This window comes from Luteimonas sp. A649 (assembly GCF_054072735.1).
In genome coordinates, this window is record NZ_JBSVRQ010000001.1 from 464,018 (window position 1) to 484,658 (window position 20,641).

Consider the following 20,641-nt stretch of genomic DNA (forward strand, 5'->3'; position numbering starts at 1 on the left):
TCCCCACATGCCTGTTTGGCTCGTGACCGGCGGTGCCGGTTTCATCGGCGGCAATTTCGTGCTCGAGGCGGTCGCCGCGGGCGTGCGCATCGTCAACCTCGACGTGCTCACGTACGCCGGCAACCTCGACACCCTGTCGTCGCTGGGCGGCAATCCGGACCACGTGTTCGTGCAGGGCGATATCGGCGATGCCGCGCTGGTCGCCGGCCTGCTGGCCGAGCACCGTCCCGACGCGGTGATCAACTTCGCCGCCGAGAGCCATGTCGACCGTTCGATCGACGGCCCGGCGGCGTTCGTGCAGACGAACGTGGTCGGCACGCTGGCGCTGCTGGAAGCGGTGCGCGATTACTGGAAGGCGCTGGAAGGCGAGGCCAGGGAGGCGTTCCGCTTCCTGCACGTGTCGACCGACGAGGTCTACGGCACGCTGGGCGACACCGGGCTGTTCACCGAGACCACGCCGTACGCGCCGAACTCGCCGTATTCGGCGTCGAAGGCCGCCTCCGACCACCTGGTGCGCGCCTTCCACCACACCTACGGCCTGCCGGTGCTGACCACCAACTGCAGCAACAACTATGGCCCGTACCACTTCCCGGAAAAGCTCATCCCGCTGGTGATCGCCAAGGCACTGGCCGGCGAGCCGCTGCCGGTGTATGGCGATGGCAAGCAGGTGCGCGACTGGCTGTTCGTGACCGACCACTGCGAGGCGATCCGCACGGTGCTGGCCCGTGGCCGCGTGGGCGAGACCTACAACGTCGGCGGCAACGCCGAGATGCAGAACATCGAGGTGGTGAAGACGATCTGCGCGCTGCTCGACGAACGCCGGCCGCGCGAAGACGGCCAGCCGCGCGAATCGCAGATCGCGTTCGTGGCGGACCGGCCCGGCCACGACCGCCGGTACGCGATCGACGCCTCCAAGCTGCGTGACGAGCTCGGCTGGGAGCCGAAATACACCTTCGAGCGCGGCATCGGCGAAACGGTCGATTGGTACCTCGACAACCAGCCCTGGGTGCAGCGCGTGCTCGACGGCAGCTATCGCCTGGAACGCATCGGGGGGGCGGCATGACGTCGCGCCGCGGCATCATCCTGGCCGGCGGCTCCGGCACGCGCCTGTACCCGATCACGCAGGCGATCAGCAAGCAGCTGCTGCCGGTGTACGACAAGCCGATGATCTACTACCCGCTCAGCGCGCTGATGCTCGCCGGGATCCGGGAAGTGCTGATCATCAACACCCCGCACGAACAGGCGCTGTTCCAGCACCTGCTGGGCGACGGCTCGCAGTGGGGCATGGACATCCGCTACGCGGTGCAGCCAAGCCCGGACGGGCTGGCACAGGCCTACCTGATCGGCCGCGACTTCGTCGACGGCAAGCCGAGCTGCCTGGTGCTGGGCGACAACATCTTCCACGGCCATGGCTTCACCGAGATCCTCAAGCGCGCCGATGCGCGCCAGGAGGGCGCGACGGTGTTCGGCTACTGGGTCGGCGATCCGGAGCGCTACGGCGTGGCCGAGTTCGACGGCAACGGCAAGGTCATCGGCCTGGAAGAAAAGCCCGTCAACCCACGCTCGAACTACGCCGTCACCGGGCTGTACTTCTACGACGGCCGCGCCAGCGACTTCGCGGCCTCGCTCACGCCGTCGCCGCGCGGCGAGCTCGAGATCACCGACCTCAACCGCTGCTATCTCGACGAGGGCAGCCTGCATCTTGAACAGCTGGGCCGGGGCTACGCCTGGCTCGATACCGGCACCCACCAGTCGCTGATCGAGGCCTCGAACTTCATCGAGACCGTCGAGGCGCGGCAGGGCCTGCGCGTGTGCTGTCCGGAGGAGATCGCCTGGACCAACGGCTGGATCGACGACGCCGACCTCACCCGCCTGGCGGCTCCGCTGGCCAAGAACGGCTACGGCCAGTACCTGCTGTCGCTGGCCAAGCGCGGAGTGGTGCGATGAAAGTGATCGAGACCGGGCTGCCGGGCTGCGTGGTGATCGAACCGCAGGTATTCGGCGACGATCGCGGCTTCTTCTACGAATCCTTCAACTCCGACAAGCTCGCGCAGCACGGACTTGCGCCCGCCTTCGTGCAGGGCAACGTGTCGTCGTCGACGCGCGGCGTGCTGCGTGGCCTGCACTACCAGTGGCCCAAGCCGCAGGGCAAGTACGTCTCGGTGGTGGAAGGCGAGGTCTGGGACGTCGCGGTCGACATCCGCCGTGGCTCGCCAACCTTCGGCCAGTGGACGGCGGTCGTGCTGAGCGCCGAGAACAAGCGCCACTTCTGGATCCCGGAAGGCTTCGCGCACGGCTTCGTGACGCTCAGCGAACGCGCGGTGTTCACCTATCTGTGCACGGAAACCTACGACCGCGACGCGGACGCCGGCATCCGCTGGAACGACGCCGCGCTGGCGGTCGACTGGCCGGTCGCGGACCCCGTGCTTTCCGACAAGGACGCACGCGCACCGTTCCTGGCCGATGTGCCCGAGGAGCGGCTGCCGGTCTACGCGCCATGAGGCTGCTGCTGCTCGGCGCCAACGGCCAGGTCGGCCACGCGCTGCGCCGGGAGCTCGCGTCGCTGGGTGAGGTGGTCTGCACCACCCGCAGCGGAACGCTCGACGACGAAGACACTTGCGAGCGCGCGGATTTCGACCAGCCCGGAACACTGCCGGCGCTGGTCGAACGCATCGCGCCCGACGTGCTGGTCAACGCCGCCGCCTACACCGCCGTGGACCGCGCCGAAGAAGAGCGGGACGCCTCGTACCGCGCCAATGCCGAGGCGCCGGCCGCGCTGGCCGCGGCCTGTGCCCGTCGCGGCGCGCTGTTCGTGCACTACTCGACGGACTACGTATTCGATGGCAGCGGCACGCAGCCCTGGCGCGAGGACGACGCGACCGCGCCCTTGGGCGTCTACGGCGCCAGCAAGCTCGCGGGCGAGCAGGCCGTGCGCGACAGCGGTGCGCGCCACATGGTGTTCCGTACCGCCTGGGTCTATGGCGCCCACGGCCACAACTTCATGCGCACGATGCTGCGCCTGGGCGCGGATCGCGATGAGCTGCGGGTGGTCGCCGACCAGGTCGGCACGCCGACCCCGGCGCGCGTGATCGCGCGAGCCACCGCGCATGCGCTGCGGACGAAGCCCGAAGCGAGCGGGCTCTGGCATCTCACCGCGGCCGGCAGTACCAGCTGGCACGGCTTCGCCGAGGCGATCTTCACCGGTGCGCACGCGCGTGGCCTGCTGCAGCGGGTGCCACGGGTGCTGCCCATCACGACCGCCGATTACCCGACGCCTGCGCGCCGGCCGGCGTACTCGTGCCTGGACCTCACCCGCATGCAGGCGGAGTTCGGGCTGGAACTGCCCGACTGGAAGGACGCCCTGTCCGGCGTGCTCGACGAAGTGTCGGCGGCGGGCGGGAAAAAGTAAGGCCGGCGCGTCGGGGGCGCGGCGGGAACATTGAACATCCTGGGGGAAGCATCGTGGGGAACAGCATTCGTTTGATCGTGGCCGTCCTGGTGGCGTTTGCGTGCGTGGCGCCGGCATTCGCGGTGGACATCGAGCCGTTCATCAGGAAGTCCGAGTTCGGCGATATCGAGATCTCACCGACGGGCGAATACGTCGCGGCCACGGTGCCGCTGGAAGACACCACGGCGCTGGTGATCGTGCGGCTTTCCGACAACAAGGTCACCGGTGGCGGGTCGCCCGGCAAGTACCGGCACGTCAGTCGGATGACGTGGGTCAACGACGATCGCCTGCTGTATTCCGTGGCCGAGAAGATGGGCCTGCTGGATGCGCCCCGGGAGACCGGTGAGATCTACACGGCCCGGGCCACTGATCGCCGCTCCGACATCCTGGTGGGACAGAGCCTGTACGCACCCGAGCTCGGCTCGCGCATCACCACCGGCAAGCGCACGGAAATGGTGTGGGCCGAGCTCGTGGATGCGCTGCCCGGCAGCGAGAACGAGGTCATCATCGCGGTCGGCGGCTTCGGCGAGGATCCCTACACGCGCGCCGAGCGCATGCATGTGGTGACCGGGCGGCGCGCGCCGATCACCCGCGCCCCGGTGCGCAACGGCAGCTATGTGACCGACAACACCGGTGCGGTGCGGGCCGCATGGGGCGCCAACGTCGACAACTCGATCAAGACCTACACCCGCAAGGACGAAGGCGCCGAGTGGGTGCTGTTCAACGACGAGGCCAGTCACGGCGTATCGCGGATTCCGCTCGGGTTCTCGCCTGACAACGCCACCTTGTACCTGCGCTCGCAGCGCATTGCCGGCACATCGATCATCGAAGGCCTCGACATGGCCACGGGCGAGCGTTCCGTGGTCCTGGCCGACGACGGCGCCGAGCCCGAAGCCATCCTCCACGATCCGGTGAGCGGGATGCCGGTCGGGGTGCGCTACATGGATGGGAAGCCACGCACGGCCTTCTTCGAACCCGGCTCGGCGGCCGAACGACAGTACCGCAGCCTCGAGGCCGCTTTCCCGGGGCACTCGGTCCTGGTCACCTCGTCGACGAAAGATGGCCGCAGCGTGCTCGTCTATGCCTGGAGCGACCGCAATTCGGGCGACTACTTCACGTTCGATACCGTGGCCAAGAAGGCCGCCTACGTCATGAGCGCCCGCAGCTGGCACGACCCGGAGCGGATGGCCGCGATGCGGCCGGTTTCGCTCACCGCGCGCGACGGCCTGCCCCTGGCCGGTTACCTGACGCTGCCGCCCGGTTCGGAGGGTCGCTCGCTGCCCACGGTGGTGATGCCGCACGGCGGGCCCTACGGCGTCTTCGACCGCTGGGGCTTCGACACCGACGTCCAGCTGCTGGCGGCGGCGGGCTACGCCGTGCTGCAGGTGAACTACCGGGGATCGGGCAACCACGGCCGTGCATTCCAGGAAGCGGGCGCGCGCGAGTGGGGCGGCAAGATGCAGGATGACGTCACCGACGCCACCCGCTGGGCGATCGCGGAGGGCATCGCCGACCCGGCCCGGATCTGCATCCATGGCGGCAGCTATGGCGGCTATGCGGCCCTGATGGGCGTGGCGAAGGAGCCGGACCTGTACCGCTGTGCTTCGGGCTATGTCGGCGTGTACGACCTCCCCGAGATGCAGGCCACGACCGCCCGTGACAGCCGTCGGCTGGGCAACTGGTCGTCCGAGTGGGTGGGCAGCGATGCTGCGAAGCTCGCCGAAGCCTCGCCCAACCGCTTCGCCGACCGCATCAAGGTCCCGGTCCTCCTGGCCGCGGGCGGCGAGGACCGGATCGCGCCGGTCGAGCACACGAAGAAGATGGAACGCGCGCTGGCGAAGGCGGGCGTGCCGGTCGAGGCGCTGTACTATCCGACCGAGGGACACGGCTTCTATGTCGAAGCCAACCGGCGTGACTACTACACGCGGTTGCTGGCTTTCCTGAACCTGCACCTCGGCGGCAGGACCGTCGCGGCGGCCTCCGAGTAGCCTGGAGACACACATGGTCGAACGCACGCGTGATGAGCCTGTTCCGCAACTGACTTTCCGCGCGGTGCTGCTGGCCATCGTGCTGGCGGTCATCCTGGCCGCGGCCAACGCCTACCTGGGCCTGTTCGCAGGGCTCACCATCGCCACCGCGATCCCGGCGGCGGTGGTCTCGATGGGCGTGCTGCGCCTGCTGGGCGGCGGCACCATCCTCGAAAACAACATTGTCCAGACCGGTGCCTCGGCCGGCTCCTCGATCGCGGCGGGCGTGATCTTCACCATCCCGGCGCTGGTCATCCTCGGCTACTGGGACGACTTCCGTTACTGGTGGGTGCTGGCGATCGCGGGCCTGGGCGGCCTGCTCGGCGTGCTGTTCTCCGTGCCGCTGCGGCGCACGATGATCGTCGAGGATCCGCTGCCGTTCCCCGAAGGCAAAGCCGCCGCCGAGGTGCTCAAGGCCGGCGAGAGCGCCGGGCCCGGGCTCAGGATCCTGGCACTGGCGGCGGGCATCGGCGCCCTTGTGAAGGTGGCCGCCGAGAGCGGCATGCGCATGATCCCCGACAACGCCGTGGGGTCCGGCTTCATCGGCAAGTACCTCGGCTACATGGGCACCAACCTGTCGCCGGCGCTGCTCGGCGTGGGCTACATCGTCGGACTGAACATCGGCATCGTGGTGCTGTCCGGCGCGATCCTGTCCTGGAACATCGCGATCCCGATCTACCACGCGTTCTTCCTCGATACCGATCCGGTGCTCGCGACGCAACTGGCTGGTGTCCCGGCCGCCGACGCCGCTGGGGCGATCTGGTCGGCGAAGATCCGCTACCTCGGCGTGGGCGCGATGCTGGTCGGCGGCATCTGGACGCTGTTCTCGCTGCGCAAGTCCTTGCTGTCGGGCGTGAAGAGCGGCATCGCCGCGGCGCGCAAGGGCAGCGGCGAGGCGGTGGCCGAGACCGACAAAGACCTGCCGATGAAGTGGATGCTGATCGCGCTGCTGCTGTTCGTGATCCCGCTGCTGGTGCTGTACCAGGCGATCGTCGGCAACTGGTTCGTCAGCGTGCCAATGACGATCATCATGATCGTGGCCGGCTTCCTGTTCGTGTCGGTGTCGGCCTACCTGGCCGGCCTGGTCGGCTCGTCCAACAACCCGGTCTCGGGCATCACCATCGCCACGATCCTCTTCGCGGCAGCGGTGCTGCTGTTGCTGCTGGGCCGCGATTCGCCGGTGGGCGCCGTGGCCGCGATCATGATCGGCGCGGTGGTGTGCTGCGCCGCGGCGGTGGGTGGCGACAACCTGCAGGACCTCAAGGCCGGCTACATCGTCGGGGCGACGCCCTGGAAGCAGCAGCTGATGCTCGGCATCGGCGCCTTCTCCTGCGCGCTGATCATGGCGCCCGTGCTGAACCTGCTCGCCCAGGCCTACGGCATCGGCGCGCCCACGCCGGAGCAGCCGCAATCGCTGGCCGCGCCGCAGGCGACGCTGATGGCCTCGGTGGCCCAGGGCATGTTCGGCGGCAAGCTGCCCTGGGACATGATCGCGATCGGTGCCGGGGTCGGTGCCGCGATCATCGCCTTCGACGAATGGCTGAAGGCGCGCGCCTCGACCTTCCGCGTGCCGGTGCTTGCGGCCGCGATCGGCATCTACCTGCCGATCGAGCTGATGGTGCCGATCTTCCTCGGCGGCGTCCTGGCGTGGATGGTCGAACGCAAGCACGGCATCGACGGGCAGGACGAGGCCGCGCGCGACCGCATCCACCGCCCGGGCACCCTGTTCGCCGCGGGCCTGATCACCGGTGAGGCGCTGATGGGGATCGCGATCGCAGTGCCGATCGTGCTCACCGAGCGCGCCGACGTGCTGGCGGTGGCGGAGTCGCTGCACTTCAACCAGTGGGTTGGCCTGGCGGTGCTGGCCGTGGTCGCGTGGCTGCTCTACCGCAGCGGCGCGAAGCAGGACACGGCGGCAGTGCCGGTGGAGCCCGGGCCGCTCTGAAGCTGGAGGACGGTCCCGTGCCGCTTGCCGGGGCCGCTCCACCGCGCCAAGGCAAGCACCCGCCCGGCGGCCACGGCCACGCCCGGGACCCGGACTTCCCGCCTTTGCGCCACGCGTCCGCGCCGCCTACCATCGGGACTTTCCGTCCGGAGTCCCGATCCATGCCGCGCATCGCCCTGCTGACCCTGTGCCTGATCGCCGCGCTGCCCGCGGTCGCCGACGCCCGCGGCCTCGAGGGGCGCGACCTCGCCGCCATGGAGCGCGTGTCCTCGCCGACGCTGTCGCCCAACGGCATGCACCTGGTGTTCGCGCAGCGCAGCATCGACCTCGAGGCCAACTCGGGCACCAGCGCGCTCTACGTGCGCAACCTGGTGACGCGGGACATGGCGCCGCCGAAGCGCCTGACGCCGGAAGGCTGGAACGTCAACTCGCCTTCGTTCTCGCCCGATGGCGAAACCGTCTATTTCCTCAGTGCGAAGGACGGCTCGCAGCAGCTTTACGCGATCCCGCTCGCCGGCGGCGAGCCGCGCCAGCTGACCGCCTTCGCGATGGACGTCGGCACCTACCATGTCTCGCCCGACGGCGACCGCGTGGCCTTCAGCGTCGACACCTTCGGCGACTGCGGCGCGGACTTCGCTTGCACGAAGCAGCGCCTGGACGAGCGCAAGGACTCCAAGGTTTCCGGCGTCGTCTACGACCAGCTGTTCGTGCGCCACTGGGACACCTGGGCCGATGGCCGCCGCAACCGCCTGTTCGTGGCCGGCCTGCCCGGTGACGGCGCCAAGCCCGTCGCCGCCGCCACCGCCATCAGTGCTGCGCTGGAAGGCGACGTGCCGGGCAAGCCCTTCGGTGGTGCCGGCGATTACGCCTGGGCGCCGGACGGCGGCAGCATCGTTGCCAGCGTGAACGTGGCGGGGCGCGAGGCGGCCTGGTCGACCAACTACGACCTGTACCGCCTGGATGTCGCCGGCAGCGCGGCGCCGGTCAACCTCACCGCCGACAACAAGGCCTGGGATGCCGGCCCGGTGTTCAGCGCCGACGGCAAGACCCTGTTCTACCGCGCGATGGCGCGCCCCGGCTTCGAGGCCGACCGCTTCGCGCTGATGGCACTCGACCTGGCCAGCGGCGAGCGCCGCGAGATCGCGCCGGACTGGGACCGCTCGCCGAGCAGCCTGCAGCCCTCCGCGGACGGCAGCGCGCTGTACGTGGCCGCGCAGGACACCGGCGAGTACCCGTTGTTCAAGGTCGACATCGCCAGCGGCGAGGTCACGCGCCTGGTCGGCGGCGGCAGCGTGTCGTCCTTCGAGGTCGCCGGCAACAGCCTGGTCTTCAGCCGCAATGCGATCGACACGGGTGACGTGATCCACGTGGCCTCCACTGATGGCCAGAACCAGCGCGCAATCACCCCGACGGCCGCCGAGCGCCTGCCCGACGTCGATTTCGGCGCCTTCGAACAGTTCAGCTTCAAGGGCGCCAAGGGCGCGACCGTCCATGGCTACGTGGTCAAGCCGTGGAATTTCGAGGAGGGCAAGACCTATCCCGTCGCCTTCCTGATCCACGGCGGCCCGCAGGGCAGCTTCGGCAACGGCTGGAGCTACCGCTGGAATCCGCAGACCTACGCTGGCCAGGGCTATGCCGTGGTCATGATCGACTTCCACGGCTCCACCGGCTACGGCCAGGCCTTCACCGATGCGATCAGCGGCGACTGGGGCGACGCGCCGCTCGAAGACCTGCAGAAGGGCTGGGCCGCCGCGCAGCAGCAGTACGACTTCCTCGACGGCGACAACGCCTGCGCGCTGGGCGCCAGCTACGGCGGCTACATGGTCAACTGGATCGCCGGCAACTGGAACGAGCCGTGGAAGTGCCTGGTCAACCACAACGGCGTCTTCGACACCCGTTCGATGGGCCTGGTGACCGAAGAACTCTGGTTCACCGAGTGGGAGAACGGCGGCACCGTGTTCGACAATCCCGAAGCCTACGAACGCCACAACCCGGCGCGGCACATCGACAAGTGGCGCGTGCCGATGCTGGTGGTCGCCGGCCAGAACGATTTCCGGGTGCCGATCGACCAGAGCCTGTCGACGTTCACTGCGCTGCAGCGCCAGGGCATCGAGTCGAAGCTGATGTACTTCCCCGACGAGAACCACTGGGTGCTGAAGCCGCAGAACAGCGTCTTCTGGCACGACAACGTCAACGACTGGCTCAAGCAGCACATCGGCCGGTAATCGCTACTCCGCGCGGCCGGCACAACGCTGCCGGCCGCGCGCGACCCTGCACCACCCATCCCGAACCGAACCGACAGGAACACTGCCGATGGCCCCTGCATCCACCGCGCCCGAAGCATCCGCCGAAGCCGCCGCCATCGACGCCATGGACCCGGTCGGCGCGGTCGAGGCGATCGACGCCGCGATGCCGATGATCACCAACGACATCGTCGTCTTCGGCCTGATCGCGGCCACGCTCGGCGCCATCTTCTGGCTCGCATCCGGGCCGACGCCGTTCTGGAAGAAGTTCTTCGCATGGGTGCCGGCACTGCTGCTGTGCTATTTCGTGCCCGCGATCTACAACACCGCCGGCCTGATCGACGGTGAAAGCAGCGCGCTGTACAACCCGATTGCCAGCCGCGTGCTGCTGCCGGCGGCGCTGGTGCTGCTCACGCTGTCGATCGACCTCAAGGGCATCCTGAAGCTGGGGCCGAAGCTGCTGTTCGTGTTCTGCGCCGGTACCTTGGGCATCGTGCTGGGTGCGATCGTGAGTTTCCAGCTGATGGAGTGGTTCTGGCCGGCGGCGGTCGCCGGTGACACATGGAAGGGCATGGCGGCACTGTCCGGAAGCTGGATCGGCGGCGGCGCGAACATGGTCGCGATCCGCGAGATCTACGAAGTGGACGCGACGCTGTTCGGTCAGTTCGCCGTGGTCGACGTCGCCATTGCCAGCCTCTGGATGGGCACGCTGCTGTTCCTCGCCAACCGCGCGCGGCAGATCGACGCGCGCACCGGCGCCGATACCCGCGCCATCGACGAGATGAAGGAACGCATCTCGGCCTACGAGGCCGCCAACGCACGCATCCCCACGCTCACCGATCTGATGGTGATCGTGGCCGTGGCCTTCGGCCTGGTCGGGCTGGCGCATTTCGTGGCCGATCCGGCTTCGGCCTGGTTCAGGGCCAACACCACCTGGGCCAGCCAGTTCAGCCTCGATGCGCCCTTCGTCTGGGTGATCGTGCTGTCGACGCTGGGCGGCCTGTTGCTCAGTTTCACTCCCATGCGGCGGCTGGAGAACGCCGGCGCGTCCCGGGTAGGCACCGTGTTCCTGTACTTCCTGATCGCCTGCATCGGCATGCAGATGGACTTCTTCAAGCTCGCCGAGCGGCTGGAGCTGATCCTGATCGGCGTGATCTGGATGGCCGTGCACATCATCGTGCTGCTCATCGCGGCGAAGCTGGTGCGCGCGCCGCTGTTCTATTTCGCGGTGGGTTCGCAGGGCAACATCGGCGCCGCGGCCTCCGCGCCGGTGGTGGCCGCGGCCTTCCACCCGACGCTGGCGCCGGTCGGCGTGCTGCTGGGCACGGTGGGTTATGCCACCGGCACGGTCATCGCCTACGGCATCGGACAGATCCTGCGGGTCATGGCCGGGGCATGAGCGAGGCGCCGTCCGCGGAACTGGTGGCAGCGGCGACCGCCGCGGACGTCGAGCTGACGATCCTCATGCCCTGCCTGGACGAGGCAGAGACGCTCGCGACCTGCATCCGCAAGGGACGGTCGTTCCTTGATGCCTCGGGCGTGGACGGCGAGGTCCTGGTCGCCGACAACGGCAGCACCGACGGCTCGCGCGAGATCGCGATCCGGGAGGGGGCGCGCGTCGTCGAGGTGCCCGAGCGAGGCTACGGCGCCGCCCTGATGGCCGGCATCCGCTCGGCACGGGGCCGCTTCGTGGTCATGGGCGACGCCGACGATTCCTACGATTTCTCGCGGCTCATGCCCTTCGTCGAGGAGCTGCGACGCGGAAGCGACCTGGTGATGGGCAACCGCTTCCGGGGCGGGATTGCAGCAGGCGCCATGCCGTTCCTGCACAGGTATCTGGGCAATCCGGTGCTGAGCTTCCTCGGTCGGCTGTTCTTCGGGGTGAAGGTGCGCGACTTCCACTGCGGCCTGCGTGGCTTCAACCGCGACCGCATCGCCGCGCTCGGCCTGCGGACCGCCGGCATGGAGTTCGCCAGCGAGATGGTGGTGAAGGCCTCGCTTGCCGACTACCGGATCACCGAAGTGCCGACCACGCTCCAGCCTGATGGCCGCTCGCGCCCGCCGCACCTGCGGACCTGGCGCGATGGCTGGCGACACCTGCGCTTCCTGCTGGTCCATAGCCCGCGCTGGCTGTTCCTGGTCCCCGGCCTCGCGCTGGTCGCGATCGGCGTACTGGCGATGGCCCTGATCGCGATGCACAGCGTCCGCATCGCTGGCGTGAACCTCGACGTGCATACCCTGGCCTACGCGGGCGCGGCCGTCGTGCTCGGCGTGCAGATGGTCCTGTTCTCGGTGCTGACGACGGCCATGGGCGTCCGCAACGGCTGGCTGCCCGACACCGGGCGCCGGCGGGGGCTGTTCCCGGTGCTGACGCTGGAGCGGTGCCTGGCCGCCGCGGTGCTGATGTTCGTGGCCGGCGTGGTGATTTCGCTGTATGCCGTCTACGTCTGGGCTTCGCGTGACTTCGGCGCGCTTGATCCGCGGGAGACCATGCGCTGGGTGCTGCCCTCGGTCATGCTGATGGCGGTCGGTGGCGAGGTCGGCCTGGCCGCCTTCTTCCTGGAGGCCCTGCGATTGCCGGATGCCCGCCGTCCCGGGCAAGCGGTGTGAGCGGCCCCGGCGTCAACGCGCAGTACAACGTCGCGCGCGGAGGCGGCATCACGGATCGCGTGTCGACGTACATGCGCCGGAAGATGTACGCCCGCTTCATCGCCGCCGGCGTGGCCCGCGATGACACGATCCTGGATGTCGGCGTGACCAGCGACCGTGAACAGCTGGCTTCGAACTATCTCGAGGCGTGGCATCCGCGCAAGGACAGGATCACCGCCTGCGGTATCGATGACGCGGGCTTCCTGGAGGAGATGTACCCGGGCCTGCGTTTCGTGCGCGCCGATGGCAAGGACCTGCCGTTCGCGGACCGGAGTTTCGACTGGGTGCATTCGAGTGCCGTGCTCGAGCACGTCGGGTCGGCGGGCGAGCAGGCGAAGTTCCTCGCCGAGCTGTACCGCGTGTCCAGGAAGGGTCTGTTCGTGACCACGCCCAACCGCTGGTTCCCGGTGGAGTTCCATACCGTGCTGCCCCTGCTGCACTGGCTGCCGGCGCCCTGGTTCCGCGCGCTGCTGCGGCGGCTGGGCCATCGCGAGCTGTGCCTGGAGGAAAATCTCAACCTGCTGGGGAAGGCGGACCTCGCGAAGGCATGCGCGCAGGCCGGCCTGGTGGATTGGCGCATCGACAGCGTGTCGCTTGGCGGATGGCCCAGCAACCTGTTGCTCCTGGCGCGTCGGCACTAGGACCGTTGCCGGTGGACGTGCGAGGGAAGGCCATGGGGCAGCAGGGAATGAAGGACGGGTGGCAGCGCCGGGCACCGGCAGTGGTGGCGGTGCTGTCGGCCATGGCGTTCGTCGTGTTCGTGGCGTACATGCCGGTCGCGATCCTTGCCGACGCGAGCTATGACGACGCGTGGTTCTGGTGGCGTGGCGAAACCATCGCGTCGGGAGACTGGCTGGGCGCCTACGACAAGTCGACCCTGATGAAAGGCCCGGGCTATCCGCTGTTCCTGGCGTTCACCCACCTCATGGGCCTGTCACTGATGACGACCCAGGCGCTGCTCTACGCGGCTGCCTGCCTGCTGCTCGGGACGGCGGTGCAGAGGATCAGCGGACGCACCTGGCTGGCGCTGCTGGTGGTGTTGGCGCTGCAGTGGCATCCAGCGGCCCTCGTCTGGAACCGGGTGCTGCGCGACAACATCGGCGCCGCGCAGCTCCTGATCGCCCTGGCGTGCCTGTTGCACTTCCTCCACGCCTGCCACGCCGGCAGGCGCGGATGGGGCTGGGCCGGGCTCGCGGGCCTGGTGCTGGGCTGGATGTGGACCACGCGCGAGGACGTGGTCTGGGTGGTGCCGGGCGTGCTGCTCCTGCTGCTGGCCGCGGTCACGTCGGCCTGGCGCATACCCGGCGGGCGGCGGCGGGCGGGGGTGGGGATCGCCTGCGTGGCCCTGGCATTTGGGGGCTGGATGGCACTGGTGGCCACCACCAACCTTGCGAAGTACGGCGCGTTCGTCACGGTCGAAACCCGCGAAGGGGCGTATGCCGACGCGATGTCCGCGCTGCAGCGCGTGCGCGTGGGCGAACCGGTTCCGTATGTCCCCGTGCCGGCCAAGGTGCGGGAGGCTGTGTATGCGGTCAGTCCGGCGTTCGCGCGGCTGCGCCCGCATCTCGAGGTTCCCGGCTCGCCCTGGACCAGAACCGGCTGCAGGCTGTATCCGCACAGCTGCGGCGATTATGCGGGCGGCTGGTTCATGTGGGCGCTCCGCGATGCGGTGAGCGCCATCGGCGTGTACCGCTCCGCGCCCGAGGCGGAGGCCTACTACCGGCAGGTCGCCGACGAGATCAACGCCGCCTGCGAGGACCGGCGCCTGCACTGTGCCACGACCTTCGTCGGGAGTATCCCGCCGATCGCCGCATCGCAATGGCAGGACATGCCGGGTCATCTTGCCAAGGCCCTGTCGATGCTTGCATGGCAGCGCATCGGCGAAGGCCAGACCGAAAGCCACGTGAAGTCCCCGCGCGTGCGGGCGATGTGGAAGTTCGTGGGTGAACCGCGGGTCCCCGATCCTGCCGACACGCTCGGCGTATCGGCGACGGGCTGGTTCCGCGACCCGCAGGGCGGCTGGGTGCAGGCGCGGTGCAAGGGAGTCGAGGAGGCGATCGCGATCGAACGCCTCCCGAGTCCCGACATCGCACGCCATTTCAAGGACCCGGGCGCGGACCGGAGCCGTTTCGCCATCGCCCTTCCGACGGTCGCGGATTGCGCCATCGAGCCCACGTGCGGAACAGGCTCCGCGCAACTGGCCGCGGTGGCGGCTGGCACCCGTGAATTCGCGATGGATGCCGGACGGCTGCGCTTCGACTCGGTGCATGAAAGCCTTCCACAAAGCGCCGAAGCGCCCATGTCCGCGCGATGGATCCGGCACGGCATCGGCCTTGTCTACGCGGCGATCCTCCCGTGGCTGTCGCTGGCGGGCCTGCTGGCGTTCGCCTGGGCATCCATCCGCGCACTGCGGCGGCGTCGGATCGAGCCGCTGTATGCGCTGGCAGCGGCGGCGTGGTGCCTGGCCGCCGCCCGCGCGGGGATGCTGGCACTGGTGGAGATGTCGTCCTTCCCGGCGCTGCATGTGCATTACATGCAGCCGGGGTTCCCGATGTTCTTGCTCGCGGCGATCGTGTCGCTGGCGCTCGTGTCGCCGCTGCTGTCGCAATGGCATGCGCGCCGGCAAGGGCGTGCGACTCCATCGTGATCCCCTTCAATCGCCCGGCAGCGCCGTGCCGGGCGGGATGCAAGGAATCAGCAGCAGCGGAACCCGCTGCGCCCGCCGTAGCGGGCTTCCTGGCGCTCGCGGAAGAAGGTCGGATAGTCCATGACCTCGCGATCCGGGTGCTTCTCCAGCGTGTGGCGCACGTAGTTGTCGTAGTCCGGGATCCCGCAGCACAGCCGGGCGGTCTGCACCATCCTCCGCCACACACGCTTGTGCGTGGCGAAGTGGTCCAGCGTGACCAGCTGTCCGGCCATCAGAGCCAGACCTTCTGCTGCTCGGGCGTCAGTGCGACGTAGGCGGTCTCGCGATCCGTGCGTGCCGGATTCGCGCGCGCCTTGCGCACGGCGCCGAACGAGTAGAAGAGCACCGCCAGCACGACGAACATGAAGAGCGCCGTCAGCCCCGCGTTGACGTAGTTGTTGATCATGATCTGCTGCATGCCGCCGAAGTCCTTCGACGGAGCGATCAGTTCGCCGGCGGCCAGCGCGTCGCGGTACTTGTTGGCCTGGGCCAGGAAGCCCACGCCCGGGTTGCCGTCGAAGATCTTGATCCAGCCGGCGCTGAGCGTGCAGGCCAGCAGCCAGACGGTGGGCAGGATCGGCACCCAGGCGTAGTGGCCCTTCTTCATCTTGAACAGCACGACCGTGCACAGCATCAATGCGATCGCAGCCAGCATCTGGTTGGCAATGCCGAACAGCGGCCACAGCATGTTGATGCCACCCAGCGGGTCGGTCACGCCCTGGTAGAGGAAGTAGCCCCACATCGCCACGCAGCCGGCGGTCGCGATCAGGTTCGGGATCCAGGCCTCGGTCTTGCGCATCACCGGCACGAAGTTGCCGAGCAGGTCCTGCAGCATGAAGCGACCGGCGCGGGTACCGGCATCGACCGCGGTGAGGATGAAGAGCGCTTCGAACAGGATCGCGAAGTGGTACCAGAACGCCATCATTCCTTCGCCGGGAATCACCGCGTGGAAGATCTGTGCGATGCCCACGGCCAGCGTCGGTGCGCCGCCGGCACGCGAGATGATCGAGGCCTCGCCAACGTCTTCCGCGGTCTGGATCAACATCTCGGGCGTGACCACGAAGCCCCAGCCCGACACCATCTCCGCGACGGCGACCGGATCGGTGCCGATCAGCGCCGCCGGGCTGTTCATGGCGAAGTACACGCCCGGGTCGATGATCGAGGCCGCGACCATGGCCATGATGGCCACGAACGATTCCATCAGCATGCCGCCGTAGCCCAGGTACGGTGCGTGGCGCTCGTTGGCCATCAGCTTGGGCGTGGTGCCCGAGGCGATCAGGGCGTGGAAGCCGGAGACAGCGCCGCAGGCGATGGTGATGAACAGGAACGGGAACATCGAGCCCTTCCACACCGGGCCGGTGCCATCGGTGAACTGGGTCAGGGCCGGCATGCGCAGTTCCGGCATCACGATCAGGATGCCGACGGCCAGGCCGACGATGACGCCGATCTTCAGGAAGGTGGACAGGTAGTCGCGCGGGGCGAGCAGCAGCCACACCGGCAGCACCGCGGCCACGAAGCCGTAGCCGATCAGCATCCAGGTGATCTGCACGCCGGTGAAGGTGAAGGCGGGACCCCAGGTCGGGTGCGCGGCGACGGAACCACCAAACCAGATCGCCGCCACCAGCAGCACCAGGCCGATGACCGAGATCTCGCCGATCTTCCCGGGCCGGAGGTAGCGCATGTACACGCCCATGAAGATCGCGATCGGAATCGTCGCGATCACCGTGAACATGCCCCAGGGGCTTTCGGCCAGGGCCTTCACCACGATCATCGCCAGCACCGCGAGGATGATGATCATGATCAGGAAGGCGCCGAAGAGCGCGATGGTTCCGGGCACCTGGCCCATCTCCTCGCGCACCAGGTCGCCGAGCGAGCGCGCATCGCGGCGGCTCGATACCACCAGCACCATGAAGTCCTGCACCGCGCCGGCCAGGACCACGCCGACGATCAGCCACAGGGTGCCGGGCAGGTAGCCCATCTGTGCCGCCAGCACGGGGCCGACCAGGGGGCCGGCGCCGGCGATCGCGGCGAAGTGGTGGCCGAACAGCACGTGCTTGTTCGTGGGAACGTAGTCCAGGCCGTCGTTGTGGATCATCGCGGGCGTGGCGCGCGAGCCGTCAAGCTCGAACACCTTGTCGGCGATGAAGCGGGCGTAGAAGCGGTAGGCGACGAGATAGATCGAGACGGCGGCGACCACGATCCACAGCGCGTTGATCGGTTCGCCGCGCCTGAGCGCGACCGTCCCCAGGCAAAACGCACCCAGCAATGCCAGTGCGGCCCATGCGATCTTGCCGATTCCACCCTTCATGAGACGCCCCCTTGATTGGTTGGGATCAGGGTCGCTTCTACTCCCATCGCGGTCAATCGCCAATGCTGCACTGCGGCGTGATTCCGACTCATACTTTGGTCGAAGGCGTCTCGTCTGGCGGCATCAGAGCCAGCGTACTTTCCGCAGGTAGCGGTACAGCACCAGGACCACCAGGACGACTCCGCCGACCAGCACCGGATAGCTCCAGCGGCCCTGCAGTTCCGGCATGTTTGTGAAGTTCATGCCGTACCAGCTGGCGATGAGCGTGGGGGCTGCGAGCAGCGCCGCCCAGCCGGCCAGGCGCTTGACCACCTCGCCCTGGGCCAGTGTGACCAGGGCCTGGTTGACGCCCAGCGCGGTGCCGAGCATGTCGCGCAGCACGTCGACCGCATCGTTGGCGCGCACCGAGTGGTCGAGCACGTCGCGCAGGTACAGGCGCACCTCGTCGGATACCAGCGGACTGCTGCTGCGCACCAGCTGCGACAGCACGTCCTGCATCGTCGTCACCGCGACCCGCATATAGGTCAACTCACGCTTGAGGTCGTAGAGGCGGCGGATGGTTCCACGACTGAAGGCTTCGCTGAAAACGTCCTGCTCCAGCGCCTGCAGGGTGGCCTTGAACTCGTCGACGATCGGCAGGTAGTTGTCGACGATGGCGTCGAGCACCGCGTACAGGCCGAATGCCGGGCCAAGTGCCAGCAGCTCGGGGTCGCGCTCGATACGCGCACGCGCCGGTGCGTAGGACAGCGAATCGCCGTGGCGCACGGTGACCAGGTAGCGTGGGCCGAGGAAGGCATGGGTCTCGCCGTATCGGATGCGCTCGTCGACCACCTGCACGGTGTTGGCGACCAGGAACAGCGAATCGCCGTAGGCCTCGAGCTTCGGCCGCTGGTGTGCGTTGTGGGCGTCCTCGATGGCGAGGTCGTGCAGGCAGAATTCTTCCTGCAGTTTCTCCAGCACGTCCTCGCCAGGCTCGTACAGGCCGATCCAGACGAAGCTGCCGTCATCGACCGCGAGCACGTCGCTGATCGCGTCGAGGTCGATGTCGCGGCGGCGGCCGTCGCGGTCGTAGGCCGCGCAGTTCACCACTGATTGTGGAAGGTCGCAGCGCTGGTCGTTCATGGCTCGGATCCTGCGCCGAGCGCCTGCTTCGGGCAAGGCGGTCGATCGGGCCGTGGCGTCGGCCTGATCAGGTTTCCGCCGCGGCCACCTCGTCACTGCCACGGGCACGCGGGCCTGCGCGCGCATGCAGCGCCGCGGCCAATGCCAGCTGCAAGGGCAGCATCAAAGCCAGCCAATGCGCATTGCGCTGCGTCTGCAGCGGCATCCACAGCAGGAAGGGCGCCACCAGGAGGCCCAGCGCGACCACGGCCAGCACGATGCGGAAGGCCAGGCCGCCGTCGCGTCCGCGGGCAATCCGCCAGGCTCCGGGCAGCAGCAGGATGCACAGCGGGTTGAACAGCAGCAGGTTGTGGTTGGCCCAGCCGAAGCGGTGCGCGGTGCCCAGCCAGATGTAGAGCATCACGGCGCCGAGCGCGGCGCACAGCAGCCAGACGGGAAGCGCGGCGGCGGCCACCGCGCGGGGACGGTGGCGTTGCGACCACGCCAGCGCGGCCAGCGCGACGCCCACCAGCAGCCACGGCCACCAGGCGACGCGGCGCGGCACGGGTTCGGGCTCCAGCAGGTGCGGCAGCAACGCCTCCTCGGCCACGACCAGGGGCCGCCCGTCGGCCAGGCGCACGTCGCGCAGGGACTGCGCCAGCCGCATCGGGACGAAAGCATCCTCCCAGAGCGCGTTCGGACGGTCGGCCGCCGGGCCCAGGCCAAGGTCGAAGCCCAGCGCCATCAGCCGGTCCGGGCGCGCCAGGCGCACGGCTTCGCTGCGGAAGGTGTTGCCCTGCGAGCGTCCCTGCAGGTGCCGCGCCAGCAGGCCGCCCAATGCCGCGTCGAGCGCGTCGCGCACACGGGTGCTGCAGTTGTCGAGGAAGTAGTCGTAGGGATAGCTGGCGTTTTCAGGGCGCGCGTTCCAGGCCAGGCGTTCGGCAAGCGCGGTAGCCGTCTCCTCTTCGAGGTCGAGCCACTGGATGGCGACGCCGCGGCCGACGCTTTCGTAGTAGGCGAGGTCCTGCGCCAGCGGCAGCACCGCCAGCCGGTACTGCATGTCACCGCGCATGAAGCGCTGGTGGAAGTCGGGTTCTTCGGGGTCGAAGAAGCCGAAGTTGTAGGACAGCGGCGGGCCGGCGGCGGGGTCGTCGACCACGATCGCGTTGTGTCCGAAGCGCTCGAAGAAGATCTCGCCGGGCTGCATCGTGGCCACGCCGATGCGCGGGGCGGCCAGGGCCGGCAGGCAGCAGGCGAGCAGCGCCAGCAGCAGGCCGAGCATGGCGGCCGGGCGGGTTGCGCGCCCCACCATGGCCAGGGATGCCGTCACGCTTCAGTCGCCATGGATCGACAGGTGCAGGGCGTGCAGCCGGCGCGCGTCGGCGCTGGCGACGCGGAACGTGAAGCGGCCAAGCGTGAGCTCCTCGCCGGCTTCGGGCAGGTGGCCGATGGCCGCGGTGATGAGCCCGCCGATGGTGTCGTACTCGTCGTCGTCGAAGTCGGCGCCAAAGCGCTCGTTGAAGTCGTCGATAGGCGTCAGCGCGTCGACCACGTACTGGCCGTCGGCCTGGGCCGCGATCAGGGCCTCGGGATCCTCGGCGTCGTCGTGCTCGTCGTCGATCTCGCCGACGATCTCCTCCAGCACGTCCTCGATCGTGATCACGCCGGCGACGCCGCCGTACTCGTCGATCACGATCGCCATGTGGTTGCGCGACTGGCGGAACTCGCGCAGCAGCACGTTGAGCTTCTTCGACTCGGGGATCAGCACCGCCGGGCGCAGCAGCGCGTGGATCGAACCGGGGCCGTTGTCGGCGACCACGCCGCGCAGCAGGTCCTTCGCCAGCAGGATGCCCAGGATCTCGTCCTTGTCCTCGCCGTGCACCGGGAAGCGCGAATGGCCGGACTCGACCACGTCCTTCATCAGATCGATGAGGCGGGAATCGACCGACAGCGACACCATCTGCGAGCGCGGCACCATGACGTCGCCCACGGTCATGTCGGACACGGCGATCGCGCCTTCCATCATCCGCAGGGTGTCGGCCTCGATCAGGCCGTCGGCCTGGGCGTCGCGCAGCAGCTCGACCAGGTCGTCGCGCGAGTCGGGATCGCCCGAAATGGCCGAACTCAGTCGATCCAGCCAGCTGCGCCGGCGTTCCGGAGGTTCCGGCGTGCTGCCGGGGCCATTGCCATTACTACTGTCGTCTTCGGACATCTCGCTCGTATCGTCGCCCCGG

The 20,641-nt window shown here is 68.7% G+C and carries 16 protein-coding genes; 11 read left to right on the forward strand and 5 right to left on the reverse strand.

The window, feature by feature from the left end; genetic code table 11:
• The first annotated feature begins 7 nt into the window (after window positions 1-7).
• From rfbB to ACW5E8_RS02280, 11 genes are all read left to right on the forward strand, one after another.
• Window positions 8-1,063, forward strand: coding sequence for a dTDP-glucose 4,6-dehydratase (gene rfbB, locus ACW5E8_RS02230; protein WP_456963875.1), 1,056 nt, complete (start codon window positions 8-10; stop codon window positions 1,061-1,063).
• The gene (gene rfbA, locus ACW5E8_RS02235) at window positions 1,060-1,947 is read left to right on the forward strand and encodes a glucose-1-phosphate thymidylyltransferase RfbA (protein WP_456963876.1); all 888 of its coding nucleotides are present in this window, start codon (window positions 1,060-1,062) and stop codon (window positions 1,945-1,947) included. Before rfbB ends, rfbA begins: the two co-directional genes overlap by 4 nt.
• Window positions 1,944-2,501, forward strand: a complete 558-nt coding sequence (rfbC, locus tag ACW5E8_RS02240; RefSeq protein WP_456963877.1) for a dTDP-4-dehydrorhamnose 3,5-epimerase — start codon at window positions 1,944-1,946, stop codon at window positions 2,499-2,501. The genes rfbA and rfbC overlap by 4 nt, the downstream gene beginning before the upstream one ends.
• Complete coding sequence (gene rfbD / locus ACW5E8_RS02245) at window positions 2,498-3,409, forward strand: dTDP-4-dehydrorhamnose reductase (RefSeq protein ID WP_456963878.1); 912 nt, start codon at window positions 2,498-2,500, stop codon at window positions 3,407-3,409. The genes rfbC and rfbD overlap by 4 nt, the downstream gene beginning before the upstream one ends.
• 104 nt (window positions 3,410-3,513) lie before the next feature.
• Window positions 3,514-5,436: an alpha/beta hydrolase family protein gene (locus tag ACW5E8_RS02250; RefSeq protein WP_456963879.1), complete on the forward strand. Its 1,923-nt coding sequence runs from the start codon at window positions 3,514-3,516 to the stop codon at window positions 5,434-5,436.
• A gap of 13 nt (window positions 5,437-5,449) precedes the next feature.
• On the forward strand, window positions 5,450-7,420 hold the full coding sequence (locus ACW5E8_RS02255) for an OPT family oligopeptide transporter (protein WP_456963880.1): 1,971 nt from the start codon (window positions 5,450-5,452) through the stop codon (window positions 7,418-7,420).
• Between the two features lie 161 nt (window positions 7,421-7,581).
• Window positions 7,582-9,645, forward strand: a complete 2,064-nt coding sequence (locus tag ACW5E8_RS02260; protein ID WP_456963881.1) for a dipeptidyl-peptidase 5 — start codon at window positions 7,582-7,584, stop codon at window positions 9,643-9,645.
• 190 nt (window positions 9,646-9,835) lie between these two features.
• Complete coding sequence (locus ACW5E8_RS02265) at window positions 9,836-11,062, forward strand: DUF819 family protein (protein WP_456965213.1); 1,227 nt, start codon at window positions 9,836-9,838, stop codon at window positions 11,060-11,062.
• A complete protein-coding gene (locus tag ACW5E8_RS02270) occupies window positions 11,059-12,273 on the forward strand; it encodes a glycosyltransferase family 2 protein (RefSeq protein WP_456963882.1) in 1,215 nt (404 codons plus the stop codon). Before ACW5E8_RS02265 ends, ACW5E8_RS02270 begins: the two co-directional genes overlap by 4 nt.
• The gene (locus ACW5E8_RS02275; RefSeq protein WP_456963883.1) at window positions 12,270-12,953 is read left to right on the forward strand and encodes a methyltransferase domain-containing protein; all 684 of its coding nucleotides are present in this window, start codon (window positions 12,270-12,272) and stop codon (window positions 12,951-12,953) included. The genes ACW5E8_RS02270 and ACW5E8_RS02275 overlap by 4 nt, the downstream gene beginning before the upstream one ends.
• A gap of 47 nt (window positions 12,954-13,000) precedes the next feature.
• A complete protein-coding gene (locus ACW5E8_RS02280; RefSeq protein ID WP_456963884.1) occupies window positions 13,001-14,959 on the forward strand; it encodes a hypothetical protein in 1,959 nt (652 codons plus the stop codon).
• 47 nt (window positions 14,960-15,006) lie between these two features.
• Here ACW5E8_RS02280 and ACW5E8_RS02285 read toward each other — a convergent pair whose 3' ends face one another.
• The 5 genes from ACW5E8_RS02285 to ACW5E8_RS02305 form a co-directional block, all read right to left on the reverse strand.
• On the reverse strand, window positions 15,007-15,231 hold the full coding sequence (locus ACW5E8_RS02285; protein ID WP_456963885.1) for a YbdD/YjiX family protein: 225 nt from the start codon (window positions 15,229-15,231) through the stop codon (window positions 15,007-15,009).
• Entirely contained in the window at window positions 15,231-17,306 is a 2,076-nt protein-coding gene (locus tag ACW5E8_RS02290; RefSeq protein ID WP_456963886.1) for a carbon starvation CstA family protein, read from the reverse strand. The genes ACW5E8_RS02285 and ACW5E8_RS02290 overlap by 1 nt, the downstream gene beginning before the upstream one ends.
• 123 nt (window positions 17,307-17,429) lie before the next feature.
• Window positions 17,430-18,428 carry a magnesium and cobalt transport protein CorA gene (locus ACW5E8_RS02295; protein ID WP_456963887.1) on the reverse strand — a complete coding sequence of 333 codons (999 nt, stop codon included), beginning with the start codon at window positions 18,426-18,428 and terminating at the stop codon, window positions 17,430-17,432.
• A 67-nt stretch (window positions 18,429-18,495) separates the two neighbouring features.
• Window positions 18,496-19,719 (reverse strand): lipoprotein N-acyltransferase Lnb domain-containing protein, encoded by a 1,224-nt coding sequence (locus ACW5E8_RS02300; protein ID WP_456965214.1) that lies wholly within the window; start codon window positions 19,717-19,719, stop codon window positions 18,496-18,498.
• A gap of 21 nt (window positions 19,720-19,740) precedes the next feature.
• On the reverse strand, window positions 19,741-20,619 hold the full coding sequence (locus ACW5E8_RS02305) for an HlyC/CorC family transporter (RefSeq protein ID WP_456963888.1): 879 nt from the start codon (window positions 20,617-20,619) through the stop codon (window positions 19,741-19,743).
• Window positions 20,620-20,641: the final 22 nt, after the last annotated feature.